The sequence below is a fragment of the Metabacillus indicus genome (assembly GCF_046603695.1).
Classification (GTDB): domain Bacteria; phylum Bacillota; class Bacilli; order Bacillales; family Bacillaceae; genus Bacillus_P; species Bacillus_P indicus.
The window spans coordinates 824,100-849,054 of sequence record NZ_CP176757.1 but is presented as its reverse complement, the minus strand read 5'-3'; the positions used below and the strand labels follow the sequence as shown (position 1 = coordinate 849,054).

Here is a 24,955-nt window from a genome sequence, read left to right as displayed (position 1 = left end):
TGTTTTATCTGCTGTAAACCGTGCGTCAGGAATGAGGAGACAGGCCCGCAGCCCTCTTCTTCTTTTCCAGGTCCAGAATTTCGCTTTCATGAAACAGCTTTAACAAATGTTCCTGACAGGTGAAAAATAGAATTTGATGGTGTTCAGACAGCTCTCTGAGCAGGTCCATCACCCTGCCTGTCCGTTCCCTGTCAAAATTCACAAACCCATCATCAATCAGCAGCGGCATCGCTTCTGAAGTACTGATATGGCATGAGAGCGCCAGCCGGATCCCAATATAGAGCTGCTCTGCTGTTGCCTGGGAAAGTTCGTGCGCTGCAAATCGGGTTCCATCTTTTCGTTCGACTGTGATGGTTTGTTCATTTTCAGGGAGAAAAACTTTCACATACCGTTCATTCGTCAGCCTGCTGAAGAAAGATTCGGCCTGCTGGAGTAAGCTTGGCATCCTGACAGACCGGCTGTACTCTACCGTCTGGTTCAGCATATGTCTGGCAGCAGCAAGAACCGCCCATTGACGGGCAAGCTGCTTCACTTCTTCTTTTTGAAGCGCGGCCTTTTGTTTTAAATCCGAATACACTCCTGATTCTTCCATGCTTTTAATGTGTACTGTCAGCTCAGCAAGCTTCTTTTTAAGCTGGTTCTCTGTGTCTGCTGCAGCAATAAGCTCCTGCTCACACCTGGCCTTTTCTGCTGTATAGTCCTTTGAAAAATCGAGAGGTTCATGTGCCAGCAGGTGCTGCTTTGTCTTCAGCTGCTGCTGAATCCAGGATGCTTTCTGTTTAACAGCAGCCAAATGCTCTGCCTCTTTCGCTCTTTTCCAAAACTCTTCTGTATCACCGGCGTCGGCAAGTGATAAAAGTTCTTTCTTTTTCTCCTCGAGCAGACTGATCTCGGCCTCAATCTTCTTAAGCTTATCTTCCGCTTCTGCTCTTTTTGCAGCAGCCGTTTCCCGGAGCCGCTTATTTTCTTCAGAATCCTTCAATGCTTTTAAAAGGCCGTCAAGAAGGCTGCTGCAAGCAGTACCCTCGATCTCAAAGGACTGTGCCAAGGAAGCGACCTTTTTTTCATAAGCCGTGAGATCAGCTGAAAGCTCTGCTGCTTTCTTTTCTGCCTGTCTGAATGCCAGAATATCTTTCTGCAGATTTGCAGCAGACTGCAGGAGGTCAGGGAGGGCGAGAGGCGAAAAGGAGCTGTTCATATGAAGGGCTTCAAACGCGAGCCGTGCCTGCTGATCAGCAGTATAGTATTCCTTTTCCCAGTCATCAAAACTGGACACCGTACGGTCATAAGCGCGCTCACTCTGCTTAAAAACCACTTCTTCAAGTTCGTATGAGCGCCTGATTTGTTCATCCTTCCACAGCATTCCCTTTGCCGTTTCCATATCTGCGGTGCTATCAGAGTCATGGTCCGCCGCATCTAGCTGCTCTTTTAATTCCTTCTCTTTTTTCTCTAGATGCTCTAAGAAAGACGTATCGGATTTGCTGTTTTTCATTAAAATGAAGAAACCTGCAAGGCCAAGGCTTAAGAGCACAGCCGCAATCAGCCAAAGTTCTTCAGAGAGCAGCCAGCCCGTGCAAAGAAGGATGATAAGAGCAAAAAACGCGCCCAGCCCTTTCAGCCGGCTGTTCTTTTTTTTCACAGCCTCGTTTTGCTTTTGAATGTCCGTTTGTACCGCGCGGTGCTCTTCTCTTAGTATTTTTTTGTCAAGACTTGCCCGCTGCACGTCTTCAAGGTCCCGGACCCGTTCCTCAAGCTGCCTTCTTTCTTCTTCCTCAAGCATTCCTTCGGCATAGTCAGACAATCTGCTTTCACTTTCTTCAAGGTTTTCCTTCACCCGTTCAAACTGCTGATCAAGAAGTTGTTTCTTCTGCTGCAGGTGCTGATGTTTGCCTACAATTTCTCTGATTTCTTCTTTCACTGCTGCACCTGTGTTTAAATCAAGAATGGTGCGGTTGTCGATTTCATGGGAAAACAGCCGTTTTTTCTCCTCATGTATTCTGCTCTCAGTTTCTTCTAGTTTCGTCCTGATCTGGCCATACTGAGCACGCTTCATTTCCCAGGCAGAATACTCTCCGCGCAGCCGTTCGATTTCTTCTTTATACTCAAGAATACGCTCATCATCCGGCACTTGTTCGATAGCCTCTGTTTGTTCGCGGATGATGGTTTTCAGTGCCATATATTCAGACCTGAGGGGAGATTCTCTTCCTTCAAGCTCTTCCATGCGCTTCAGGCCATTGGACGGAAAATGACTCCGCGCTTTGTCGAGTTCAACTTTAAGGGCAGCTTCTTCATGAAAAAGCGGAAGGGCTTCAACGATTTCGCCAAATCTTTTCGCATCTGCTTCAAGCTCTCTTTTTCTCTCTGTGATTTCCCTTAATGAATGTTCTGCTGCTTCTTTTTCATTTAACAGATCACTGTAGGGCTCAAGGTGCTGTTTTGCCTTCATCACTTCGGTGTGGATGTCTTTAAGGGCAGCAAGCGCTGCATTGATTTCAGGTTTTTTGCCATTTGGCTTAAACAGCTGCTCCTGTTTTTTTGAAAGGCTCAGTTCTGTCTGCAAAACAGCGTCCGTACCAAGCAGTCCTGATGATAATAAAAATTTGCCCAAGTCTTCGGCACCAACTTTGCTTACCTGCTGAATACCATGAATATCAAAGGAGTAAATGGACTGATACACAGTTTTATCAAAATAGGACAGCAGCTGTTGAAGAACATCTGCGCCTCCCGTTTCGCCATTTTCAAAATAAACCGTGACACCGCTGCCTGCTTTTCCCGGCAGCCTCTCAATTTTCACCCGCCCGTGCTGGACCGTCTCTGCCACAAGCGATCCCCCATATGCATTAACATGCTTAGGCTCATATCTCTTTTCCTGCTGCACTTTTTGGGGAAAGCCAAATAGTATGCTCTGTATAAAGGACATGATGGTTGATTTCCCCGCTTCATTTTCACCGTAGATGACTTGAAAAGACGGAGAATCAAGCATGATTTCAGTGTGGTGAAACTGTCCGTATCCGTATATGTTCAGTTGGATGATTTTCAAGTGCTCCTCCGCCTCACAATCTTCTATGTTTAAAAAGCTCCTGAAAAATCAGGGTTTCTGCTTCTTTTTTGATCTGCTCTTTTTCCTCTTCCCCGAAATCCTGCACGTGTTTTCTATAAACCGGATGATGTCTGAGCGGCTGCAGGGCCTCATCAAATTGATCAAATTCCCGGATCATCTCTGTCAGGTCTTTCAGAAAATGAGAATCAAGCTGCAGAGTATCTGCGCTTGAAACTGGCATCGTTTCATTGATAACAGACGAAATCCATACAAAATTTTCTCTGTCGCTTTCTTCTTCGTTCCACTGTTCAAGCATGTCAGAGAGGACCGGTTCGTCTTGAAGGGCATGATAGAAATCAGTTGTACCGGTTAACCGTACGGTAACAACAACCGGTTCCCTGCTGCTTCTCATGTCATCCAGGCCCTGATGCAGGCGGTTCAGCATCTCCTGAAAGCTGCCGTCTGCTGAAAACTGAAGCTCCTCCCACCTCACATCGTGAAGCGGCATAAACGAATAGGAGGTTTCCGCTTCCGTCATGGAAACGAGATAACAGCCCTTTTCGCCTGTCTCCTTTCGGTTCCTGCCCTGTACATTGCCTGAATAAAGAATGGGAGGATTCTGTTCCCGGAGAGACATGCGCTTGTGTATATGCCCGAGCGCCCAGTAATCGAATTCTTTCTGGAGCAGATCTCCTGCTGTAAACGGCGCATACGCATCATGCTCCGTATTTCCGCTGACAGAGCCATGCAGCAGGCCAATATGAAAATCTGCGCCATTCCGCTTTTCAAAAGCTGCAGTCATGTTTTCATAGACAGCTCTCTCCGGATAGCTGCGCCCGTACAAATGAACAATCGTTCCATTCTTTTCAAACACCTTGCATTCAGCCTGTTTTTCCGAAAAGACATGTACATTTCCAGGCCAGCTTAAATCAAGCCATTTTCCGCTTAAATGATCATGATTTCCGTGAATGACGTAAACGGGAATGTCGTATTCATCCAGCTTTTCAAATGCCTTTTTCAGCCTAAGCTGCGCTTTCAGGCTGCGGTCCTCCCCGTCGTACAAATCACCGGCAATCAGCATAAAATCCACATTTTCTTCAATCGCTACTTTTATTAAACGGTCCAAAGCAGCAAACGTGCTCTCTTTAAGCCTCTCAAAAATCGGACCTGCAATCTGCTGCATCCCCAAAAAAGGACTGTCCACATGCAGATCAGCCGCATGAATAAATCGAATCCCCTTCATCTCGAACCTTCCTTTACTTTTCTCTTATTCTATATTGTACCATCAAGAAAAAGCGAATGCACGTTCTGGATAGAAATGCGGAATCAGCCGTTTTGCTCCGGGAGTCAGTCTTTACTTGATTGTTCTTATCAGCCCGATAAGTGCCACCAAGCTCTGAGTTTTTTGGATTGATGGTTCTTATAAGCCTGATAAGCGCCACCAAGCTCTGAGTTTTTTGGATTGATGGTTCTTATAAGCCCGATAAGTGCCATCAACCTCTGGGTACCCTGATTTAATGGTTCTTATAAACTCGATAAGTGCCACCAACCTCCGTGTTTTTTGGATTGATGGTTCTTATAAGCCTGATAAGTGCCACCAAGCTCTAAGTTTTTTTGAATTGATGGTTCTTATAAGCTCGGTAGGTTTTACCAACCTCTGAGTTTTTCGATCTGCCCACAAAAAAACCAGAGCCAATCAGGCTCTGGTTTCCCTTCCTTATTAATCCTTCGCAATTTCCATCGCTTTTTTAATATCCTTAAAGGAGGATGATTTTCCGTACATCAGTACTCCGCCTTTATACACTCTGGCACCAATGACGGCAAGAGCGGCGATTGTGGCAATCAGCAGTCCGATTGACAGCGCCACTTCCCAGACAGGAACCGAGAGCATGCCGACTCTGAGGAACATGATCATCGGCGAGAAAATCGGGATAAATGAAGTAACGGTGATAAATGCAGCCTCCGGATTGCCAAGTCCGAACATGGCGATGAAAAAGGCTGCCATAATGATGAACGTCAGCGGAGAAATCATTTGCTGAACATCTTCAATCCTCGTAACGAGTGATCCGAGAAACGCAGCAAGGGTGGCAAAAAGAAAATAGCCGAGCAGGAAGAAAATCACTGCGTATACAAGTGTTCCAGCCGGTATATCCGAGAAGCTCAAGAAACCTCCGCCTGCAAGTCCGCCGCTTTCAAGACTTTCCCGCATCGAAAAATAGCCGACCAGAATGATCAATCCAAACTGAGTCAGGCTGAGCAGCCCGATTCCAAACAGCTTTGCAAACATCTGCTTGACCGGAGAAACGCTGCTGATCAGAATTTCCATGACTCTCGATGATTTTTCAACCGCAACCTCCATGGCAATCATGCTTGCATACAGGATGACAGCGAAATAGATAATGAAGAGAAGAACATAGACAAGTCCTCTTGCCTGATTTAATTCTTCCTCTGATTTCGCATTATCAAGAAGCGCTGTGCTTTTTACCTCTACAGGTGAAAATAACTGGTTCAGGTCCTCCTGCTTCAGGCCAAGGTTTGCCGTGCCCGCTGCAAGCTTCGTCTGCTGCAGGGCCTGTTCAAAAGTTCCCGCAATGCTTGAATCCGCTATGCTTCTGGCAAAATAGGAACCTTGCGGAAAACCGTTTCCATCAAGAGTCAGAATGTAGTAGCCTTCCATCTTTTCATCAAGGACGGCTTTTTTCAGCTCTTCCTCGGGCTGATCCGATTTTTCAAGTTCCAGATTTTTATCAAGGACAGCCGTATTCTGTTCAAAAATGCCATATAACTGATCGCTCTCAGTCTGATCAATCACAGCTACCTTATCAACCTCTTGATCTTCCTTGTCAAAAAACTCAATGACTGATTGCACGTTTGAGAGTCCGACAATCAGCAGGAGGATAATCCCTGTTGTGATTAAAAAGGATTTTGTCTTTAACTTGCTGACATACGTATGAAAAAGAATGATCCAGAACTTATTCATAGACGGCACCCGCCTTTTCAATGAAAATATCATTCAGGGACGGTTCTGCCAGTTCAAATTTCCGGACAAAACCTCTTCCTGATAAGGATGCGAAGATTTCCTGCGATATTTCCTCTCCTGTGATTTGAAGCTCTGCACCTGCTGACGTCTGTTTGAACTTCGTCACGCCTTTCATATGCTGCAGGTCATCCATCTCAAAATCACCGTGAATGATGACATTCTTTTTGCCGAATGACCGCTTGATTTCCTTCAGGTTGCCGTGAACAACGGGCTTTCCTCTGTGAAGGATGCACAGATGCTGGCACAGTTCCTCTACATGCTCCATTCTGTGGCTTGAGAAAACGATGGAGGTTCCCTGTTTTTTCAGATCAAGAACAGCTTCTTTCAGCAGCTCCACATTAACAGGATCCAGACCGCTGAACGGTTCATCGAGGATCAATAGCTTTGGCCTGTGAAGAACAGCCGTTATAAATTGAATTTTCTGCTGGTTGCCTTTTGACAGGTCTTCTACCTTTTTGCCTGCATATTCAGGAATCCTGAATCGTTCAAGCCATTTTTCCATTTCGGAAAGAGCTTCCTGCTTTTTCATCCCTTTTAACCGTCCAAGGTAAATAAGCTGATCCCGCACTTTCACTTTTGGATACAATCCCCGTTCTTCAGGCAGATATCCGATCGAATCGCTCGCATGATAGCCTATTGGTTTTCCGTCCCATGAAATCTGCCCCTCTGATGGATTTAAAAGGCCAAGTATCATCCTGAAAGTCGTCGTTTTGCCTGCGCCGTTTGCTCCTAGGAGCCCGAACATTTCACTTTCCGGAATGGCAAGCGACAAGTCGTTTACAGCTGTATGAGTCCCGAACTTTTTTGTAATGCCTTCGAGTTTTAACGTCATCCTGATTCCTCCTGTCCGTTTATGTACGTATCGTGTCATACAAATGTTTCATCTATTGCAGGAAAAAAAGAAAAAAGTGAGAATACCTTAAGAGAAGCCTGATCAATCACAAGCAAAGGGGGCCATCATATGGGCTTGTATTACTTAACGGCATTTGGCAAAGACGGGGAAAAACTATTGGATGAAAGCTTTGAAGCAGCCACTGATCATGAAGCAAAGCAAATTGGCACACAGAAGCTTGAAGAAAAGGATGCACTGAAAAAAACACACCGCTGCACAACCGCAAGCGGACAATTAATCCTTTTTGAAAGATAATATAAAAAATCGCTCAAATGATGAGCGATTTTTTACTTGTGTCCGACATTCAGCTGAAGCCTTTTATTTCCCCGTAAACTGGGGTTTTCTTTTTTCAAGAAAGGCTTTGATGCCTTCTTTGTGATCTTCAGACTGACGCATGTTGTACTGCGTTTCTTTTTCAAGTGTAAGAATCTGCTGCAGCTCCTCTTTGCCGACAGCTGAATAAATGTTTTTAGAAGCGACCATTGCTTTGACCGGTCTTTGGAGCATGCCGCCGACAAGCGTCTTTACTGTGTCAAGCAGGTCTGCATCTGTGACTTGGTCAACAAGGTCGAGATTGAGGGCAGCGTCTGCCGTCAGCTTTTCGCCGCTCCAGATTAAGTGTTTGGCTTTTGTTTCTCCAAGCCGTTTTTTCATAAAGTAATGTCCGCCGCCGTCAGGAACAAGTCCGATGCCGATGAAATTCATGGCAAGGACCGCGCTTGAATGGGCAACGACGTAATCAGCTGCAAGGGCAAGGCTGAAGCCGAGTCCTGCTGCAGGCCCATGAATGGCGCTGATTGTTACTTTTGGCATGGTATGAAATGTGGTGACTACCTCTGAAATCAGATCCATGACCTGTGAAAATCCTTCGTTATCCATTGAATTCAGCATCGTTTTAATGTCTCCGCCGGCAGAAAATCCTCTTCCGCTTCCGGAGAGTATGACGACATCTGCTTCACTTTCTGCCGCCTGTTTAAAGGCCTGCAGCAATTCTTCAAGCATTTGCCCGTTCATCGCGTTCAAGACTTCCGGTCTGTTCATTTCAATTGTTGCATATCTTCCGTGCACCCCGTATGTAACTGTTTCCATGTTCATCCCCCTTGCTGATTTATAAACCCATCTATTTTATTATAGCTCGTTTCAGACTGAATTGATATTATTTTCAGATAACTTTACACCCGTTCTATAATCGTTGCCGTTGCCATTCCGTGACCGATGCAGATCGTCAGCAGCCCGTACCTTGCTTCTCTTCTGTGAAGCTCCTGAATCAGAGACGTCATCAGTTTGGCGCCCGTTGCGCCAAGAGGGTGTCCGAGTGCGATGGCGCCGCCGTTTACGTTCACTTTATCAAGATCCGCTCCAATTTCCTTTTGCCATGCAAGTACAACAGGTGCGAACGCTTCATTGATTTCAAAAAGGTCGATATCGTTCACAGTTAATCCGCTTTTCTGAAGCACTTTTTGCGTAGCAGGGATCACTCCTTCAAGCATGTAGGTCGGATCAGATCCGACAACTGCCTGAGCGACAATCCTTGCTTTTGCTTTCAGGCCAAGCTCTTTCGCTTTTTCTGCCTCCATAAGCAAAACAGCAGCTGCCCCGTCACTCATCTGGCTTGCGTTTCCGGCCGTCACCGCACCATCCTCTTTAAACACTGTTTTCAATCCGGCAAGTGCTTCAAGAGATGTGTCCGCCCGCGGTCCTTCATCCTGATGGAAGTCAATCTCTTCCCCTTCCTTATTCAGGCCTTTCATAGGGACGATTTCAGATTGGAAGAGTCCCTTTTCTATCGCGGCGAGCGCCCGCTGATGACTTCTTAATGCGTATTCATCAAGCTCCCTCCGGGAAATCCCATGTTTCTCTGCGATCATTTCAGCGGAAATTCCCTGATGGACAAAATGATATTTAGTATGGAGGCTCTCAGGAATGGTCTGCTCATTTCCATCGCTTAAGATCGGCACCTTTGTCATGCTTTCCACACCTCCTGCAATGACGATGTCCATATCGCCAGAACGGATTTCCTGACATGCAAAATGGATGGCCTGCTGGCCGGAGCCGCACATCCGGTTAATTTGAACGGCCGGCACACTGACCGGGAATCCTGCATCAAGGAGAGCGAGCCTGCCGATGTTGAACCCCTGTTCAGCAATTGGGGATACACACCCCATGACGACATCCTCAATCAGATCTTTTGAAACGCCGGCTCTTTTCACCACTTCATCAAGCACGGCTGCGGCAAGATGAACAGGGTGAGTCTCGCGCAGAGCCCCTTTTCTTTTTCCCACTGCGGTTCTTACGGCTTCAACGATGACGACGTCCCTGGTCATTTTTTCTCCCCTCCGTATGTGTAGAATCCTTTTCCGGTTTTTCGTCCGTAATGCCCTGCTTCAACGAGCTTTCTGAGCAGCTGCGGCGGAAGAAACCGGTCACCGTAGGCATCTGCCATGCCGTTGCTGACAAACAGCATCGTATCAAGTCCTACTAGATCGGCAAGCTCAAGCGGTCCCATCGGATAATTCAGCCCGAGTCTGACCGCTTTGTCAATGTCCTCAGCACTTGCAATTCCTTCCTCATAAATGCGGATGCACTCGAGCATATGGGCAGAGAGAGCCCTTGTCGTGACAAACCCTTGAGCGTCTTTGACAAGCACCGTTTCTTTCCCCGTTTCAGCAGAAAGCTCCCTGATGACTTCAATTGTCTCATCAGACGTATCAACGCCTCTTACAATCTCTATCAGTTTCATAACAGGAGCAGGATTGAACCAGTGCATGCCAATGACTTTGTCCGGCCTCTTTGTTGCGGCAGCGATTGCTGTGACGCTGAGCTCAGACGTATTTGTTGCCAGAATGACATTTGGAGCGGTACATCCATCAAGCTCGGTAAAAATGTTCTTTTTAAGCTCCAGATTTTCAGGAACAGCTTCTACAACAAGCTCTGCCTGTTTAACGGCATCTGCAAGCACCGTATACGTTTCAATGTTTGCCAGAGCCTGCGATTTCCCATCATCCGTCAGGTGTCCTGCTTTCACAAAACGGGAGAGACTCTTTTCAATGCCGGCAAGTGCTTTTCCAAGCACTTGCTCTGAAAGATCGTACAAATAAACGGTTTTACCTGCTGCTGCAAATGCCTGGGCAATCCCGCTTCCCATCAGACCGGAGCCGATGACGGCAATTTTTTGTATGCTCATAGAAGCTTCCTCCTCTGCCTTTTAAGCAAGATCCATATTTTTAACGATGATGGTTTTCATAATTTCATTTGTTCCTGCATAAATCGCAGAAACAGGTATGTCCCTGAACCTTCTTGCAATCTCGTACTCTTCCATGTAGCCGTAGCCCCCGTGCAGCTGCATCACTTCAGCGGCTGTCTTTTTGGCCATGTCGGTAATCCAGTACTTGGCCATGGAAACGCGCGTGACCGCATTTTTGCCTGCAAGATGATCTTCAATAACCGAATCAAGAAATGTCCGGCCGATTTCAATTTCAGTTGCCATTTCAGCGAGCCTGAACTGAACGGTCTGAAAGTCGCTGATTGATTTGCCGAACGCTTTTCTTTGCTTTGTGTAGTCTTTTGCGATGCTGAGCATTCTTTCTGCTGAAGTCTGCGCACCGATTGCCACAAGCAAGCGTTCCTGCTGCAGCTTTTCCATTAAGTAGTAAAAGCCCATTCCTTCCTCACCCAACAGATTTGCAGCAGGCACTTTGCAGTCTTCAAAAATAAGTTCAGCTGTGTCCTGGGCATGAAGCCCGACTTTTTCAAGCTTTCTCCCTCTTTTAAAGCCGGGAGTGTCCCTCTCCACTACAATCAGGCTGATTCCTTTATGCGCAGGCACTGCCTTTGGATCTGTCTTGCAGACGACAATCACAAGGTCAGATGAAATGCCGTTGGTAATAAAGGTCTTTTCGCCGTTTAAAAGATAATAGTCTCCGTGTTTAATAGCGGTTGTTTTTACAGCAGACAGATCCGAGCCCGCCCCCGGCTCTGTCATGGCGATGGCTGTGATTGTCTCTCCAGTCACGCACGTCGGCATGAACCTGTCTTTAAGTTCTTCCGAGCCGTACGATTCAAAGTATGGCACGGTAATGTCATTGTGAAGACTCACTCCGATAAAGCTTGACCCCACTTTTTCAAGCTCTTCGTTAATAATGACGGAATAGGAAAAATCAACGCCTGACCCGCCGTATTTTTCGTCTGCCCATGGACACAGGAATCCCTGCTCTCCCATTTTGATCCATAATTCTCTTGGGATCATCCCGGCTTTTTCCCACTCATCATAGTACGGGACCGCTTCTTTCTGTAAAAATTTCCTCAGCGATTCCCTGAAAATATGGTGTTCTTTCTGCAAATACGAAGCTGCCATTTCGTTCATCCCCCTGTTTTATGCGCTTGGCTGTTCAGCAAGTTTTTCCCTTAATAAAAATTTCTGGATTTTTCCGCTTGCGTTTCTCGGCAATGCATCCACAAAATGATACTTTCGCGGCCGTTTATACGGAGCGAGCTTATCACTTGTTCTGCAGAACTCATCAAGCTCTTCTTCTGTTAATCCGGCTTCTTTTCTCACAATGAAGGCCGTCACGCACTCGCCCCATTTTTCGTGCGGTTCACCTAAAACAGCTGCATCGAGCACTCCTTTATGTTCGAACAGAACATCCTCGACTTCCCGCGGATACACATTTTCACCGCCGCTGATGATCATGTCATCCACCCTGTCGGCTACAAAAAGAAAACCGTCCCCATCGAGGAATCCGAGATCCCCAGAATGATACCAGCCTTTATAAAGAGCCTTTTCGGTCGCCTCAGGCATATTAAAATACCCCGCCATCACGCACGGTCCTTTGACGATAATTTCGCCGACCTCGCCTGGAGGCAGAATGTCATCGGGTTCTGACGGGCCGTTTTCATTTGGCTTTACAATCCGCAGCTCATGGCCAAAGCACACTTTTCCCGCGGACCCGACCTTTGTCAGCTGCTCATCCTCTGAAAGGAAGGTGACAGCAGGTCCCATTTCCGTCATGCCGTAAGCCTGAATGAGATCTGTTCCAAGCTTCTCCTTGCAGAGTTTAACAAGAGCGGGAGCCATCGGGGCTGCACCGTACAGCCCAAGTCTCAGTGAAGACAAGTCGTAGTTTTCAATTTTCTCCTGCAGCATCATATTCCACATTGTCGGAGCACCGAAGAAAACGGTGATTTTCTCCTCTTCCATCAGCTGCAGCACAAGCTCCGGTTCAAAATGGTGCAGAATCACGTTGCTTCCTCCAACCTGGACCCTCGGAAGAAAACAGCAATGCAGCTCAGCACAGTGAAACATCGGGGCTGCGACAAGGCCTCTGTCGTCCTTTGTCAGTCTTTTGGCGGCAATGCACACGTGGTTCTGCTCGATCATATCCCGATGTCTGTGAAGCACGCCTTTTGGACGGCCAGTCGTCCCGCTTGTATACATGATCGCATACAGATCATTTTCAGTAATCTGCATGTCTTCAAGCAGGCTGTCTCCGTGTTTCACTCGTTCGTGATAACTTACTGCGTAGGTTGGTGCTTCATTGTCGGTAAACCAGAAGGAGATTTCGCTGAACTGCGAATGAATCTCATCAATCTGCGACTGCAGCGCACGCTCAAACAGGACAATAGCAGGCTTGGCATCATTCAGAATATAGGCGACTTCCTGTGACTTCAGCCTGAAGTTGATCGGATTGATGACAGCGCCGATTTTCGCGCTGGCAAAATAAGCCGTGGCAAGCTCGATTGTATTGAAAAGATAGGTTGAAATTCTGTCTCCTTTTTTTACGCCGGCATCAAGGAATGCATTGGCAAGCTTGTTTACTTCCTTCTGCCATTCCGAATAGCTCCATCTGATGCCTCTGCGGACATCGTAAATGGCTTCCTTTGCAGGGTATTTTTCAGCAGTTAAATCAAACACTCGGCCGATCGTTGAATACATGGAAACTCCTCCTTATAATAGAAAGCGTTTTCAAAATAAGTGTGACTTCTATGTATGCCCTTTAATAACATTCCTCTCTTTTCTGAAAATTCCTTCAATGGATTCGTAAGTTTTGGGAAACTCATCTTCTGAAATGCGGTTTTTTTTGATTGTCATTTTTCCTTACTATTTGAAAATGCAATTCGTACCCGTTCCCTTTCGCTCCAGGAACTTGCTTTCCGCGGGGAGTGCCTGAAGCTTCCTCGCTTCGCTTGCGGGATATCTTCAGTGCCCTCTTCATCCCCTAGAAAAGCGGAAGCGCCCGTTTTGCTCCGGCAGTCAGATAAGAAATCACTCGAAAAGTCCGGGTTTGACTTTTTGAGGGATTTTGTTCTGCAAGAGGAGCCTGAGCGCAATTATTTAAGAAATCTTTGTTATATAAATCATGACGTTTTTCTTTAAAGGTATATTGACAGGAATTCATTTATACCATAAGTTATACATAGAATAACTATACATAGATTTACTATGTATTTAGAAGGAGGACTGTTTATGAAGATAAGCAAAGAATTGTTAAAAGGTAGTACCACTACTCTTATTTTAAGTTTGCTTAATTCTAAACCTATGTACGGCTATGAAATTATTAAAGAACTGGAATCGAAGTCTAATGGGATTTTTAGTTTTAAGGAAGGCACGATTTATCCCATCCTTCACAGCCTTGAGGAAAAAGAGTTAATTGTATCTTACTGGGGCGAAGGGACCGGAAAAAGAAAGAGGAAATATTACAAGATTAATAACCAGGGCAAAGAATTGATTCAAGAAAAAAAAGAAGAGTGGTCCGTTTTCAAGAATGCTGTTGACGAAGTTTTAGGTGGGGAGAAAATCGCATGGGACTAGATACTAAGTTTGAAATGTATATTAGAGAGCTGTGTAAAAGGATAAAAAATAAGGATGTACATGCACATATAAAACTAGAAATTAACGATCACCTTCATACGCTTAAAGAGGAGGCCATGAGTACAGGACTTTCAGAAGAGGAGGCTATAGACCAAGCATTGGAACGTATGGGAGATGCAGAAGTTTTGGGAAAGCAGCTTAACAAAACACATAAAGCCCCAATGGATGTGAAAATCTTGCTGCCAGTGCTGACAGTTTCTCTATTTGGGCTGCTGGTTATGTATTATTTGCAATTCCATTCGGCTTTTACAGAGCTTCAAGAACTGAAAGTTTTCAATAAAAGTCTTGGCTTCTACTTGTTTGGTGTCGTGCTCATGCTAAGCATCTTTATGTTTGATTACAGAAGATTGATGAAATACACCAAGCACTTCTATGCGGCAACAATCCTCATACTTTTATTGACCGTTCTCATTGGTGTTAGAGTTGATAATGTGCCATTTTTAAATGTAGGCTTTGCCACTATAAATTTCACCGAAATAACTCCATTCCTTTTGGTCATTGCCTTTGCTGGAATCTTTCATTCCTGGGATTGGAATGACAATCGAAAGACTTGGCTTGGAATAGGTATTATGTCAATACCACTCTCATTTATGGCGACTACAGGAGCCTTCGCAGCTACTATTATAAGCATCATTGTATGCGCTGCAATCATGCTTACGTCAAGGTCCAGCCTTAAGCAAACGATAACATTCGCAGTTGTTGCTTCTATTTGGCCCATCTGGAATCTGCTGTCTCTGTCTCAGATATCCCCAATGGTAAGCTCCTATTCAGATCTTAAAATAGGTGAGGCTTATTTTATAGGACGTGCCCTTCAGGTGACCCCAAGTTTCATTTCTGAGGTCCATACAGATTTTATCTTGGCGTACATCATCTATTCATTCGGGTGGTTAGCCGCAATTACCGCTATAACCCTGGTCATATTTTTCATTTGGAGAATATCGATTACCGCCAAAAGTGTGAATTCACCTTATGGAAAATTGCTTATTACAGGATTAACAGCAGTCTTTTCAGCTCAGTTTATACTAAGCCTGCTGACGAATCTCGGTTTATCTCCACTCACCGGTGTTTCCGTCCCATTCATGAGTTATGGAGGTTCACATTTATTGCTGGAAATGATATCAGCAGGACTGATTCTAAGCATATATAGAAGGCGAAAAGCTAAAGAGACAGTTTCCTTGATTCATGATCCGCAAAGTAATTAGATGCCAATCATAACGGATTCAATGCCGCAAGAGGCCATTATTAAAAATCTCAGGCTTTTGCCAGTCTGAGATTTTTTAATGGACTACTTTATATATAATAAAAATAGTGTCAAATTCTTTATAATCAAACCGTCTTTCTTCCACGAACCTGCTCCATTTTTTAATAAATTCATTGAAAAATGAGTTTATTCTTTTTGAATTAACGCCCCCGATTGTTGAATAAGGATTGTAATCCTATTGTGGAAAGCCTACATCAAAAGATCTGTTGTTTATTACTACTCTCTTAGTTTCAACAAATAACATTGAGTTCCAAATTTCTATGGTAAAGTTAGCATTCGAAATATATTGTTTTACCCAATCGTCTGTTTTTGAATCAATTGAAATTAGCCCTATGCCTTTCGGGTGAAAATCAATAGATGTTAATTCTAAATAACTTTCCTCACCTCGTTCAAAAAGTTTGTATCTATCATCACCGGTGTTTTCAAGAAAGTAAAACGATGATACTTGTTCGAAGATTATCTTGTGATTTGTAACCATACCACCATCGATTGCTCTGGTTGTAAATACAATCGTGCGGTCAAAAATATTTATTTTCATCTCATCAATAACATTCGCCCAAAATTCATCTAAGTACTCTTTTAAGAGGTTCAAATTCATCACCTTCTATCTACCTTTGTTAAAATACCTACAAAATTTCTATTAGAGAGACCATTAACTTGTGCAACAATTGTCCGCGATTGCGGAAGATTGATAACTATGTGTTCTTCCTTCTAAATGAAAAAGCAATTAATACTAAAGACAAACATACAACTCCGTATATGGGCGTTAACCAAATACGGTAGACTGATTCAGGCTCTCCATCTTGAAACTTAGTATCAATGTTGATGCTATTCCAGTCCAAGCTAATGGGGTTCACTGCCTCTATAGAGAAGTGGGGAAGGTATAGTTCACTTTGGAATAGGGTAAAAATCAAATACACTAAACAACCTAGTAATAGTAGTGCCGCGACTAATTGTTTTTTCATTATTTATTCATTGCTCCTTTAATAAGCTAATCCACTAAATTTCGCCACAAAAAGCGTCAATCCTTCTTAGATAAACGCCCCCGTTAGCATAATAATTATATTTACCAATAGAAAAACAATTAGTGCAATGATGTGAAGCCAGACAGAAATCTTAACTAAATTTTTTGCCCATTTCTTTTCCTTTAGAATGCCGAAATAATAAATAATTAAATAAGAAAGTATTGATATAATAACCCTTGGTTGAAGCAAAAAATCATTACCATAGTCTCTACTGTATAAATAAAGTGTCCCCATTACAGATACATAAAAGAGCATTACATATACCCTGAAATTTTTCTTCAATTTAGCAATCCCCATATAAAATCTCCTACTTAGTTAATTATCCCGGTTATAGTATGATAGTGATTGCCTTTTTTATGTTAGATGTCCTAAACTAACCTGCCCCGTTAGCTTAACAACCACGGAACATTCATTTCAAATTGAAACTGAATTACTGGCTTGGGAAACGAACTTGGGACTAATGCTAAATCTTTGTTGAACCCTATCTCCATATCATAACGACCTAGAGTTGGGAAATCTTCAGTCTCCTCAGATGGTTTCAATAAATCTGGACCATCGATTATTCTGCCAACAATATGATAAAAGCCTGCATACAGATGTGTTCCATCATCGTTATCAATAAGTTCATAGATCTCGCCCTCTTTACGTGGATCAATACCAAGCAAATTAAAGGTGTTCATAATATTTTTCGGGAAGGAATCACAAGCTAATACGTAATTAGAACAATAATCACAGCCACAGTCTTCAGTGATTAAATGAAACTTTTGATAGAATTCTTTTGTCTTTATAAAATCAATTTCAATTAACCAAGAACCAACCTTTATTTGTTCCATAATTAATATCCCCCCCAATTACGATCACTTTCTATTCCATCTAATCGATGCTTTACTCAACAATTCTTTTTTTTCACTATACTGACCAATTCCTCAATAAGAAGAGGCGATCCACTTTGCTGCAATGGCCCCCTTTAGCTGAATTATTCATTTAGACGTAAATACAATACTTCGTTTGCATCAGGAGTTTTTAATAGCAAATTAGAGTATTTGGTTAAACATACTCCAATAAAATCCTCTTCATCATTAGTATCGATTTTACTATTGAATTCTTCAGGCAAAAATAATATATAATCTCCAGCAGTTCTTTCCCATAAACCCTGTAAATATTTCAAATCATATTTGCTAATGATTCTTGTATAAGGATTACTTATGTTTTTACCATTAATGCAGCTTGGTTCGTACCACCAAAGAATAGTGCATTTTTCCGATCCATAAATACCTGTTATGTAGTCAATTAAGGATAGTAACAAGTCTGTTTTCGGCTCTGCTAATGGGAATTTTATCAATACCCTTAAATCAGCTTTTTGTCTAATATCCTTATTCAAACCGATTACATTTAAAAAACCTTCCCAAGAGCCTCCCATATTTACCCTCCCTAGATTGGTTAGCATTAGAAAATGCTTTTTAACTATTCTGCTCGTTTTAAAAACCTAATACCTTATTCAGCAAATGCCCCCGATAGCTTAATAAGGATTTCACTTTTGCTTTTCGTTTAACTGCTTTAACCAATCTTTAAACCACTGGTAAGGTAGCTTTACTTTTGAAAGGTCTAATTTTTGCAATTCTTCTAATGAATATGTATTTACTAAAAACAAATCCCATTGACATTCTATATCTCTTGCTATTTCAATAGCCATTGAAACATTCTCATCTAACTCAATACCTTCGTCGTTATCAAATACCATTGTTAAGTTATCGCACCAATTAACAAAATCATAGTGCGAAAAGCTGTTTTCTTTATTACAAAGGGTATCCAATAATGTCTTTAAGTTTCCAACTGTATATGGAATGTTTATGCTCGTCTCATTACAATTCCAACCCATTTAAGAACCCCTTTATTTGTATATTTGACTATAAGTTTATTTAACATCCTGTCATAATCTTTGATAAAGGGGGCAATCACAATATGTGCAATCGCCCCCTTTAATAAAGAACTATTTAAAAAGAATACCTTTATTTTTATACTGCACAATGTAGCTGCCGTCAGAACTGCCCTTATAATATCCCACATTAAATTCTTCCGGATTTATTAAGTCACTTAAATAATCAGGAATAGAAGAGTCTAGTGTAAAGTCTGTAATTTCTAATGGAAAGTTATCTTCATTGGGATTTGGAGTGTGAATATAGACTGCATCTAAAGAAGCGTCTTTTTCATCAAACTCAATCCAAGATTGGTATGGTTTTTCTAAAGTGTCCAGTTCTTTTATTAAATTATTATATAAAGCTAAATGTGCATTTACGTGCTGTTTTCTAAACTTTGGTCTAATATTTCCTACTCCAAAAAAATCAAGGTGAGTATGCCACAAGTCAAACCACCCATCGTTACTAAAATCCAAGTTATACTGATCTCCAGATCCTCTAATTTCTAATTCACGAAAATAACGTTTTTTCCCTCGAAACTTCACTATTCTCACTCCAATTTCAGATGAACCCTTATTCCAAAATCCTGCTCTTTAAATAAGAAGAGGTGGCACTTTTTTAGCAATCGCCCCCGATTGTTGAGTAACTATCCCTCTTCACTAAAGTCAATCATCACTCCAACAACCTCTTTAGAAACGTTATATTTTAATTTCACTTCGTACATTCCGTCACCATAACCAGACATTGAAACCGCACCATCTGAGACAACTCCCCCTAATGCATCTGATGCAACAACCTTATCAAATTGAATGGCTTCGTCCTTACCAAATGTTTCAAAATCAAAAATTCCTGCTTGTGCTGAGTCAACTCCAATTTGTTTATCGCAAACATGCCATTTTCCACTTGGTTTCTTTTCCCCATAAAATACAAATAAGTGTTTAACAACTTCATCATGAGTATAAGAAATCGAAGCTGTCCATTTACCATTTTTCACATTTAATAGTACGATTTGCAACTCAGTTTCTTCATCCACTTTATAGTAGGGGTCAGTAACAATTAGCTTTCCACTTTCAACCATAAAAGTGCCAAGTTTATTAGGCTTATTTGTATTCACTTTCGGCACATGCATATCAATAAATTCACTTAATGTCAAAGACGCATATTTGCCTAGCCCAGTTTTGTCATTCCAAGTATATATTAGTTCCTGCATAAATCTTTTCCTAATTCGATAGCAAAGTTTGTCACCACTCATTTTTTCACCAATACAAACCATATCACTCGGTAGATTTTGGGGTCTGTTCTTATTTTGTCTAACTATATCAATTGTTAATGCCGTTTGTTCATTAGTTTGAATAGGGAACAACGTCCAATCGCCAAATTTTGCTCCATTTGTTTCTAAAAAAAGTTCCTTGTATTCATTTGGAAAAATAGCACCAAGTGCTTTTTCTGTTTTTTTTAATTCAACTAATGACACTCCAGCCACTTTTGAACTTGGATTAATCATGTTTATTACTTTCTTCATCTCTTCTCCTCAATGATAATATTATAAGAAATATTTGTGTTTCCAATTTAACTATATTTTAGTAGCAATATAATTTTCTATATAGGATTAACATGCTCAGAAACTTTCGGTTATTATCCTCTATTTATTCAATAATCAGAGGGTTAACTTCTTATTCAACAATCCTGCCCAATTCCTCAATAAGAAAAGGCGATTACCTTGTGCTGCAATCGCCCCCGATAACGGAATAAGAATATATTATCCCTTTTTAAAATCGTTTCTATTTAAATGTACTCCTAAAACCTTAAAGGTTATAAATGTCTATTCGCATAAACCGAACTGTGTATGGATCTCGTAAGGGAACATTATACTTCAAGTACCTTGATACGCTGCATATTAATTAAAACTAATTCTCTTGTTTAATTCCTGCAAGCTAAATAAGGCCAACTCCTTAGCTTCTCTGTTCTTACTATTTTTAAGTTCTACTAATATTTCATATAAATATTCGTCTTTTAATATCCCTTTGTTGTCACCTTGAGCACAGGATAGTAAAAACAACAGCAAAACTTTATGTACTTTACCGTCAGGATGTTGTCTCATTTTTTCAACAAGATGTCTAATTAAATCATTATTAGTTGAGAGTATTTCAGTTAGTAAATGATCAATTTCTCTCGGCTTGCCTTTTGATAATAGTTGATCGATTTTAAGATAGTAATCCTGTATTTGCTGTTTGGAGAATTCTTCAGTGTATATCAGTTGCTCTTCTTCAATATATTCTTCTAATCCACATATGAATTCCTCAAAAGTGCTAGCTAGATTTATCTCCTGGTTGATATCAATATCTATGAAAATAACGGATGGATTATTTTTATTTCTATAATCTAAACAAATAAACATTGGAGGATCAGCAGATAAAATAATTAGACCTTTACTAGAAATCCCCCATTCCTTTTTCAAGTAAATGTTATCTAATAGACCCGGTTCCTCACCGACTCCGTATATGTAATTAATATGAACATAATTATTAGCACCTCCATTTGGAATTGAAGTGTGGAAATATTTCTTTTTTAGAATAAAGCCATTTCTTTTTGTCATAAGCTTAATGTACGAACTTGGCAATTCAATTTTTAACACTTTTTGTACTTTTTCAATCATTTCTTTTTTTATGTCACCTTTATAGAATTCATCAAACTCTTCAGCCCACAACAAGTCCACTGTATCATCACCCCGATAATTTACTTATTGTCATTAAACAATTAATAAAAGAAAATTTGTATTTCACAGACCCGTACATTTTCTCGATAAGAAAAGGCGATCCACTTTGCTGAAATCTCCCCCTATTGCGGAAGATTGATAACTATGTATTTTTCCTTCTAAATGATAAAGCAATTAATACTAAAGACAAACATACAATTCCGTATATGGGCGTTAACCAAATACGATAGACTGATCCAGGCTCTCCATCTTGAAACTTAGTATCAATGTTGATGCTATTCCAGTCCAAACTAATGGGGTTCACTGCCTCTATAGAGAAGTGGGGAAGGTATAGTTCACTTTGGAATAGGGCAAAAATCAAATACACTAAACAACCTAGTAATAGTAGTGTCGCGACTAATTGTTTTTTCATTATTTATTCATTGCTCCTTCAGTAAGCTATTCCACTAAATTTCGCCAAAAAAAGCGTCAATCCTTCTTGGATTAACGCCCCCTATAATCGAACAGAGTGGTTCATTTTAGTTCAGTTAGATAAGAGCTTGTTTCAATACAAAAATTATTAAGCCACAAATTACCGATACCCCCACGAAAGACCCCAAAACAAATACCGGTGAGACTGTTCTTCCAAACTCTACTTCGTTTGCAAGTTCATTAACACTCTCCCACGCACTATCTATATCTGGGACATATCTTTTAGTCTTTATATATCCTATTACAAACGTGATTAGAAAATATATCAAATGAACAATTACAGAACCTATAATTGCTTGAATTATTGTACTCAACCCTTTACACCACCATATGAGAATTATATTTAGTCAAAGCTGACTTCCTATAAAATCATAAACTTATTCTAATCAGTTATTCCATTAAGCTGCCCATTGCTTCCCAAAAAAGCAATCCGCTTTGCTGCAATCGCCCCCTTAAATAGAATAACTGCAATATGGCCTCATTCCTAAAGTTGCTCAACTCACAGTTCTTCTCAAACTAACGCACCAGTTAGTTTAAGAAGAACAATTTATTTACCAATAAGGTACTGTTCCGAATAAGACATTAAATCAAAAATGTCTATGCCTATAAAATCTTCACAGTTAGTATCCGAAAAGTGAAACACTATTGATTTAACATCAGGATGAGAAATAGACTTTCTTGTTATTTCATCATTCAGTCTAAAAGAATAATAAGTCTTTCCATCAGGAGAAACTTCCTTTTTAAAAATGTGTGCTTTATCAGCAATAAGTCCAATTTTCCTTGCAGTTTCTCCTTCTAACTCTATTCCGACAATCGGAACTTCTTCTCCAAAATCTATCATTATATCATCGTTTTCTGGAAGTTCTTCCGTATAAGTAATTGTATGTTTAGACGGTTCACTAAAGTAAATATAGCCCATCTCTGCATCCTTATCATATGTAACCTGATTTACTATGTAGTTCATAAGATCAATCCTCCAAAGCCTATTCTTGTTCTCGTTCTATGCCAGTATTATATCTCTTTCTTGTACAACTCCCAGTTAGCAATAATAATGATGTATTGCCCCCGATTGTTGAATAACGTTCTCAACTTAGAGAACGTTAGATATCGCTGCTATTAATATCAAGTGAGTAATCACTGGATATATAGTTTGGGATTTTTCCAGGCGAGTTAAAAAGACTATTCTTACTGAATAATGTAAATCCAACCTCTTCCACATCGACAAATGTTTCGACTTTATATATATCAACATTTTTAAAGAATACTGTAGGTTTATTCCATTGCCATTTTCTTGAGGGAATTAAATCCTGCTCCACAATACCTTTCCCGTGAAAAATAAATACACTTAGCCCATTACTAACTAATTCTTCTGTTAATTTACTTACAAGATCCAATTTCTCTCCAGAATCAACATTGATAATAGCCCCATCTGACGAAAACTCATAAAAAGGAATATTATTTTCAATTAAAGTCTCTTTTTCATATCCAAAGATCATTGATTCTAAAACAAAAAAAACAGGTAAACTGAACATTTTTTGAACTAAGGAAATGATAAAATCATTTGTGATGTCTCTAATCCCTATAGAGATAGATACAAAGATATCTTTTGGAAAGTCAAAACTATTAATAATACTTTGGTCTGAATATTGCACAAAATATTCTTTTTTCAACTTTAAGCCTCCTTAAGGATTTAATCCTTTTGAACCTTTACAATTCGTTATTTAGCAATTGCCCCCGATTGCTGAATAAAAGTATACCACCGGCTACCCTTTCCTTAATACCTTCCAAAACAAAGATGGACTAACATTTTTAAATGCTTTTAGGAGGTCTGTGCCAAAGATAGTTATAGATTTTTCCCAGGGATGACCTAGAATTCCCCAATCTAAATTTTCTTGCAGAAAGAAGTAGTAATCCCCATCAGGAAATACAGGCACTAACCACTCATTACATTCAGTCTTCGGAAAATCTAAATGTGGATTTACCCAATAACTAGCGTGGTTCCAATCAAATCCATAAATGAATTCATCTTTTTTTGTTACTTCTTTGAGATTATGAAGTGTTTTATTTTTAAGATCACTATTCAGAGATTCAAATTGACTCATATCTACAAGACAATGCGATAGATCATAGCTGATGAATGGGCTCGGAACCACAAAGGAAGGGAACTCAACCGTACTGGGTTTAAATTTGAGTTTTTTGTATATCTTTTTATATAATTCTTTGTCTTCCTTACTCGATAACTCGAACCAGTTACTCATATTAGTACTCCTTGCTCTGTATTTCCTCTAAGCTCCAACTTAAAAATAGAAAGCAATTTTCTGCAATCGCCCCCAATTCTTGAATAATACAAAAATTCCCCAAAAACATTATTTAACTTTTGAAAAAAATAGCCTTTGTATTATTGTAATAATTAGAGCTAATATAAAAGATTCTGCTAAGTTTTCTTTCCAAAGCCAAGTTTGATTTTCTTGGTAATCAATTAATACTCTAGATGCCCATATACAAATAGATAAAATAATGTAAATTAAAATTTGCTTTTTCATATTTAAACTCATAAGGCGGTTTCTTTTTTTACGATTTTATTTACACCAAACAACATACTTACGAAACCAAGAAAATTTATGAATATATTTGTGGTGAATCCCAGAACATCGAACTTTATACTTACTAAAATTGCTCCCAACAGTATCAAAAATACTCCAGAAATAATTTTCATTTGTTTTCCTGCCCTTCCTCCCTAAATGGAACATCATTGATGTATATACGAAGACTCAAGCTTTAAGTTTCACTATTCAGATAATTACATTTTTGAAAATTCCTTATTCCGTTAAACTGCCCTTTAACGGAATAACTGATATTTCCATTTTATCACAATTGTCCAATATCCTGTTTTAATTATATAAGTGAAAAAGCACACCATTTGAACTGTTAAATGGTGTGCGGATTACATTGCGATTTTCTGTTTAGCATCTCTGGACCGAACCCGTTAAAAACACACGGGGCTTTCTTTAATACTCTTCTTCAAGCGTAACATCATGTTTTTCAGCAAGTGCCTCGAGGTCTGCGGTGTATTCTCTGAGCATTTTCCGTGCAGCTGCAAGTTTTTCGTTTGCTTCAATGATTTTGCCGCGATCCTGCTGTTCAAGGCCCGCGATGATCAGGATAAATCCTGCGTGCTGAATATTGGCTGCTTCGATATAGTGTTCATGAAGCTTTTTCAGCTCTTTTGATTCAATTTCTACCGCTTCCAAGTCGGCGATGAAGGAATTGTAAACAGGTGATACTTCTTCCACCATCACGGAGTACATGACTTCATCACTTGTGTAGTTGTCTCCTGAGACCCCGTCATACGCTGTTATGGCAGCCACTTCTTTTTCGGTCACCTCAGGAAGCACATCATTTACATATGCAAGCAATTCTTCCTGAACAGGATCAGCTGAACAGCCGGCAAGCATAAACGCAAACAACAGCAGACATCCGCCCAATCGTTTAATCATCTCCTGCCTCCTCTCACTCCTTAAAGCTATTCAAGCAGGAGATGTCTAATGTTAGGAGGATGAGCAGAAAATTTTTGGGATACTTGTACCTTTTTTATTCGGAAAAGCGGTTTTTGTTATGGTATTTTGATGCTGATGACCGTTTCCTTCCGCTCGGAAAACAAGATTACCTCGGGGAGGGCGGGGAGCCTGAGCGCTGCAGCTGGACAAGGGGTCAAGTTTTCTCCGC

The 24,955-nt window shown here is 40.9% G+C and carries 25 protein-coding genes; 3 read left to right on the top strand and 22 right to left on the bottom strand.

Translation table 11 applies throughout. From position 1 onward, the window contains the following. Window positions 1-25: 25 nt before the first annotated feature. From ACK1LH_RS04325 to ACK1LH_RS04310, 4 genes are all read right to left on the bottom strand, one after another. Window positions 26-3,040, bottom strand: coding sequence for an AAA family ATPase (locus tag ACK1LH_RS04325; RefSeq protein ID WP_411334594.1), 3,015 nt, complete (start codon window positions 3,038-3,040; stop codon window positions 26-28). A gap of 13 nt (window positions 3,041-3,053) precedes the next feature. Beyond that, window positions 3,054-4,283: a metallophosphoesterase family protein gene (locus tag ACK1LH_RS04320; protein WP_411334593.1), complete on the bottom strand. Its 1,230-nt coding sequence runs from the start codon at window positions 4,281-4,283 to the stop codon at window positions 3,054-3,056. A 477-nt stretch (window positions 4,284-4,760) separates the two neighbouring features. Beyond that, a complete protein-coding gene (locus tag ACK1LH_RS04315; RefSeq protein WP_411334592.1) occupies window positions 4,761-6,020 on the bottom strand; it encodes an ABC transporter permease in 1,260 nt (419 codons plus the stop codon). Then, on the bottom strand, window positions 6,013-6,912 hold the full coding sequence (locus ACK1LH_RS04310; RefSeq protein WP_029283669.1) for an ABC transporter ATP-binding protein: 900 nt from the start codon (window positions 6,910-6,912) through the stop codon (window positions 6,013-6,015). The genes ACK1LH_RS04315 and ACK1LH_RS04310 overlap by 8 nt, the downstream gene beginning before the upstream one ends. A 129-nt stretch (window positions 6,913-7,041) precedes the next feature. Between ACK1LH_RS04310 and ACK1LH_RS04305 the strand changes: the two genes are divergently transcribed. Further along, entirely contained in the window at window positions 7,042-7,227 is a 186-nt protein-coding gene (locus tag ACK1LH_RS04305; RefSeq protein WP_029283667.1) for a YhzD family protein, read from the top strand. Window positions 7,228-7,290: 63 nt separating this feature from the next. On the opposite strand, the gene ACK1LH_RS04300 is transcribed toward ACK1LH_RS04305, so the two are convergent. The 5 genes from ACK1LH_RS04300 to ACK1LH_RS04280 all read right to left on the bottom strand — a co-directional run bounded on the left by ACK1LH_RS04300 (window position 7,291) and on the right by ACK1LH_RS04280 (window position 12,904). Next, the gene (locus tag ACK1LH_RS04300) at window positions 7,291-8,067 is read right to left on the bottom strand and encodes an enoyl-CoA hydratase (RefSeq protein WP_406817999.1); all 777 of its coding nucleotides are present in this window, start codon (window positions 8,065-8,067) and stop codon (window positions 7,291-7,293) included. 77 nt (window positions 8,068-8,144) lie between these two features. Further along, entirely contained in the window at window positions 8,145-9,296 is a 1,152-nt protein-coding gene (locus ACK1LH_RS04295) for a thiolase family protein (protein WP_411334591.1), read from the bottom strand. Continuing rightward, the gene (locus tag ACK1LH_RS04290; protein ID WP_029567305.1) at window positions 9,293-10,156 is read right to left on the bottom strand and encodes a 3-hydroxyacyl-CoA dehydrogenase family protein; all 864 of its coding nucleotides are present in this window, start codon (window positions 10,154-10,156) and stop codon (window positions 9,293-9,295) included. The genes ACK1LH_RS04295 and ACK1LH_RS04290 overlap by 4 nt, the downstream gene beginning before the upstream one ends. A gap of 21 nt (window positions 10,157-10,177) precedes the next feature. Next, a complete protein-coding gene (locus ACK1LH_RS04285) occupies window positions 10,178-11,326 on the bottom strand; it encodes an acyl-CoA dehydrogenase family protein (RefSeq protein WP_029567304.1) in 1,149 nt (382 codons plus the stop codon). A gap of 18 nt (window positions 11,327-11,344) precedes the next feature. Beyond that, window positions 11,345-12,904, bottom strand: a complete 1,560-nt coding sequence (locus tag ACK1LH_RS04280; RefSeq protein WP_411334590.1) for a fatty acid--CoA ligase — start codon at window positions 12,902-12,904, stop codon at window positions 11,345-11,347. Between the two features lie 531 nt (window positions 12,905-13,435). Between ACK1LH_RS04280 and ACK1LH_RS04275 the strand changes: the two genes are divergently transcribed. Both ACK1LH_RS04275 and ACK1LH_RS04270 read left to right on the top strand, forming a co-directional pair. After that, entirely contained in the window at window positions 13,436-13,780 is a 345-nt protein-coding gene (locus ACK1LH_RS04275) for a PadR family transcriptional regulator (RefSeq protein WP_282035372.1), read from the top strand. Beyond that, window positions 13,771-15,042: an FtsW/RodA/SpoVE family cell cycle protein gene (locus ACK1LH_RS04270; RefSeq protein ID WP_411334589.1), complete on the top strand. Its 1,272-nt coding sequence runs from the start codon at window positions 13,771-13,773 to the stop codon at window positions 15,040-15,042. Before ACK1LH_RS04275 ends, ACK1LH_RS04270 begins: the two co-directional genes overlap by 10 nt. Before the next feature lie 234 nt (window positions 15,043-15,276). Here the strand turns inward: ACK1LH_RS04270 and ACK1LH_RS04265 are convergent, their stop codons facing one another. The 13 genes from ACK1LH_RS04265 to ACK1LH_RS04205 all read right to left on the bottom strand — a co-directional run bounded on the left by ACK1LH_RS04265 (window position 15,277) and on the right by ACK1LH_RS04205 (window position 24,726). After that, window positions 15,277-15,693, bottom strand: a complete 417-nt coding sequence (locus ACK1LH_RS04265; RefSeq protein ID WP_051865195.1) for a hypothetical protein — start codon at window positions 15,691-15,693, stop codon at window positions 15,277-15,279. Between the two features lie 439 nt (window positions 15,694-16,132). After that, window positions 16,133-16,423: a hypothetical protein gene (locus ACK1LH_RS04260; RefSeq protein ID WP_411334588.1), complete on the bottom strand. Its 291-nt coding sequence runs from the start codon at window positions 16,421-16,423 to the stop codon at window positions 16,133-16,135. 89 nt (window positions 16,424-16,512) lie between these two features. Beyond that, a complete protein-coding gene (locus ACK1LH_RS04255) occupies window positions 16,513-16,959 on the bottom strand; it encodes a hypothetical protein (RefSeq protein WP_411334587.1) in 447 nt (148 codons plus the stop codon). Between the two features lie 143 nt (window positions 16,960-17,102). Then, entirely contained in the window at window positions 17,103-17,546 is a 444-nt protein-coding gene (locus tag ACK1LH_RS04250) for a hypothetical protein (RefSeq protein ID WP_411334586.1), read from the bottom strand. Between the two features lie 111 nt (window positions 17,547-17,657). Beyond that, the gene (locus tag ACK1LH_RS04245; protein WP_411334585.1) at window positions 17,658-18,005 is read right to left on the bottom strand and encodes a hypothetical protein; all 348 of its coding nucleotides are present in this window, start codon (window positions 18,003-18,005) and stop codon (window positions 17,658-17,660) included. A gap of 111 nt (window positions 18,006-18,116) precedes the next feature. Next, the gene (locus ACK1LH_RS04240) at window positions 18,117-18,587 is read right to left on the bottom strand and encodes a hypothetical protein (RefSeq protein ID WP_411334584.1); all 471 of its coding nucleotides are present in this window, start codon (window positions 18,585-18,587) and stop codon (window positions 18,117-18,119) included. A 101-nt stretch (window positions 18,588-18,688) separates the two neighbouring features. Continuing rightward, on the bottom strand, window positions 18,689-19,564 hold the full coding sequence (locus ACK1LH_RS04235) for an SMI1/KNR4 family protein (protein WP_411334583.1): 876 nt from the start codon (window positions 19,562-19,564) through the stop codon (window positions 18,689-18,691). Window positions 19,565-19,939: 375 nt separating this feature from the next. Then, window positions 19,940-20,758, bottom strand: coding sequence for an SMI1/KNR4 family protein (locus tag ACK1LH_RS04230; RefSeq protein WP_411334582.1), 819 nt, complete (start codon window positions 20,756-20,758; stop codon window positions 19,940-19,942). Between the two features lie 527 nt (window positions 20,759-21,285). After that, on the bottom strand, window positions 21,286-21,543 hold the full coding sequence (locus ACK1LH_RS04225; protein WP_411334581.1) for a hypothetical protein: 258 nt from the start codon (window positions 21,541-21,543) through the stop codon (window positions 21,286-21,288). A 233-nt stretch (window positions 21,544-21,776) separates the two neighbouring features. Continuing rightward, window positions 21,777-22,193: a DUF2283 domain-containing protein gene (locus ACK1LH_RS04220; RefSeq protein WP_411334580.1), complete on the bottom strand. Its 417-nt coding sequence runs from the start codon at window positions 22,191-22,193 to the stop codon at window positions 21,777-21,779. Between the two features lie 136 nt (window positions 22,194-22,329). After that, window positions 22,330-22,899, bottom strand: a complete 570-nt coding sequence (locus ACK1LH_RS04215; RefSeq protein ID WP_411334579.1) for a hypothetical protein — start codon at window positions 22,897-22,899, stop codon at window positions 22,330-22,332. Between the two features lie 93 nt (window positions 22,900-22,992). Further along, entirely contained in the window at window positions 22,993-23,487 is a 495-nt protein-coding gene (locus ACK1LH_RS04210; protein WP_411334578.1) for a DUF2716 domain-containing protein, read from the bottom strand. Window positions 23,488-24,237: 750 nt separating this feature from the next. After that, on the bottom strand, window positions 24,238-24,726 hold the full coding sequence (locus tag ACK1LH_RS04205) for a hypothetical protein (RefSeq protein WP_411334577.1): 489 nt from the start codon (window positions 24,724-24,726) through the stop codon (window positions 24,238-24,240). Between the last annotated feature and the right edge of the window lie 229 nt (window positions 24,727-24,955).

What these genes read in the sequence shown, in the direction of transcription:
- ACK1LH_RS04320 (WP_411334593.1), bottom strand. Translation starts at nt 4,283, where the DNA reads ATGAAGGGGATTCGATTTATTCATGCGGCTGATCTGCATGTGGACAGT.
- ACK1LH_RS04315 (WP_411334592.1), bottom strand. Translation starts at nt 6,020, where the DNA reads ATGAATAAGTTCTGGATCATTCTTTTTCATACGTATGTCAGCAAGTTA.
- ACK1LH_RS04310 (WP_029283669.1), bottom strand. Translation starts at nt 6,912, where the DNA reads ATGACGTTAAAACTCGAAGGCATTACAAAAAAGTTCGGGACTCATACA.
- ACK1LH_RS04305 (WP_029283667.1), top strand. Translation starts at nt 7,042, where the DNA reads ATGGGCTTGTATTACTTAACGGCATTTGGCAAAGACGGGGAAAAACTA.
- ACK1LH_RS04300 (WP_406817999.1), bottom strand. Translation starts at nt 8,067, where the DNA reads ATGAACATGGAAACAGTTACATACGGGGTGCACGGAAGATATGCAACA.
- ACK1LH_RS04295 (WP_411334591.1), bottom strand. Translation starts at nt 9,296, where the DNA reads ATGACCAGGGACGTCGTCATCGTTGAAGCCGTAAGAACCGCAGTGGGA.
- ACK1LH_RS04290 (WP_029567305.1), bottom strand. Translation starts at nt 10,156, where the DNA reads ATGAGCATACAAAAAATTGCCGTCATCGGCTCCGGTCTGATGGGAAGC.
- ACK1LH_RS04285 (WP_029567304.1), bottom strand. Translation starts at nt 11,326, where the DNA reads ATGGCAGCTTCGTATTTGCAGAAAGAACACCATATTTTCAGGGAATCG.
- ACK1LH_RS04280 (WP_411334590.1), bottom strand. Translation starts at nt 12,904, where the DNA reads ATGTATTCAACGATCGGCCGAGTGTTTGATTTAACTGCTGAAAAATAC.
- ACK1LH_RS04275 (WP_282035372.1), top strand. Translation starts at nt 13,436, where the DNA reads ATGAAGATAAGCAAAGAATTGTTAAAAGGTAGTACCACTACTCTTATT.
- ACK1LH_RS04270 (WP_411334589.1), top strand. Translation starts at nt 13,771, where the DNA reads ATGGGACTAGATACTAAGTTTGAAATGTATATTAGAGAGCTGTGTAAA.
- ACK1LH_RS04260 (WP_411334588.1), bottom strand. Translation starts at nt 16,423, where the DNA reads ATGGGGATTGCTAAATTGAAGAAAAATTTCAGGGTATATGTAATGCTC.
- ACK1LH_RS04255 (WP_411334587.1), bottom strand. Translation starts at nt 16,959, where the DNA reads ATGGAACAAATAAAGGTTGGTTCTTGGTTAATTGAAATTGATTTTATA.
- ACK1LH_RS04250 (WP_411334586.1), bottom strand. Translation starts at nt 17,546, where the DNA reads ATGGGAGGCTCTTGGGAAGGTTTTTTAAATGTAATCGGTTTGAATAAG.
- ACK1LH_RS04245 (WP_411334585.1), bottom strand. Translation starts at nt 18,005, where the DNA reads ATGGGTTGGAATTGTAATGAGACGAGCATAAACATTCCATATACAGTT.
- ACK1LH_RS04235 (WP_411334583.1), bottom strand. Translation starts at nt 19,564, where the DNA reads ATGAAGAAAGTAATAAACATGATTAATCCAAGTTCAAAAGTGGCTGGA.
- ACK1LH_RS04220 (WP_411334580.1), bottom strand. Translation starts at nt 22,193, where the DNA reads ATGAACTACATAGTAAATCAGGTTACATATGATAAGGATGCAGAGATG.
- ACK1LH_RS04210 (WP_411334578.1), bottom strand. Translation starts at nt 23,487, where the DNA reads ATGAGTAACTGGTTCGAGTTATCGAGTAAGGAAGACAAAGAATTATAT.
- ACK1LH_RS04205 (WP_411334577.1), bottom strand. Translation starts at nt 24,726, where the DNA reads ATGATTAAACGATTGGGCGGATGTCTGCTGTTGTTTGCGTTTATGCTT.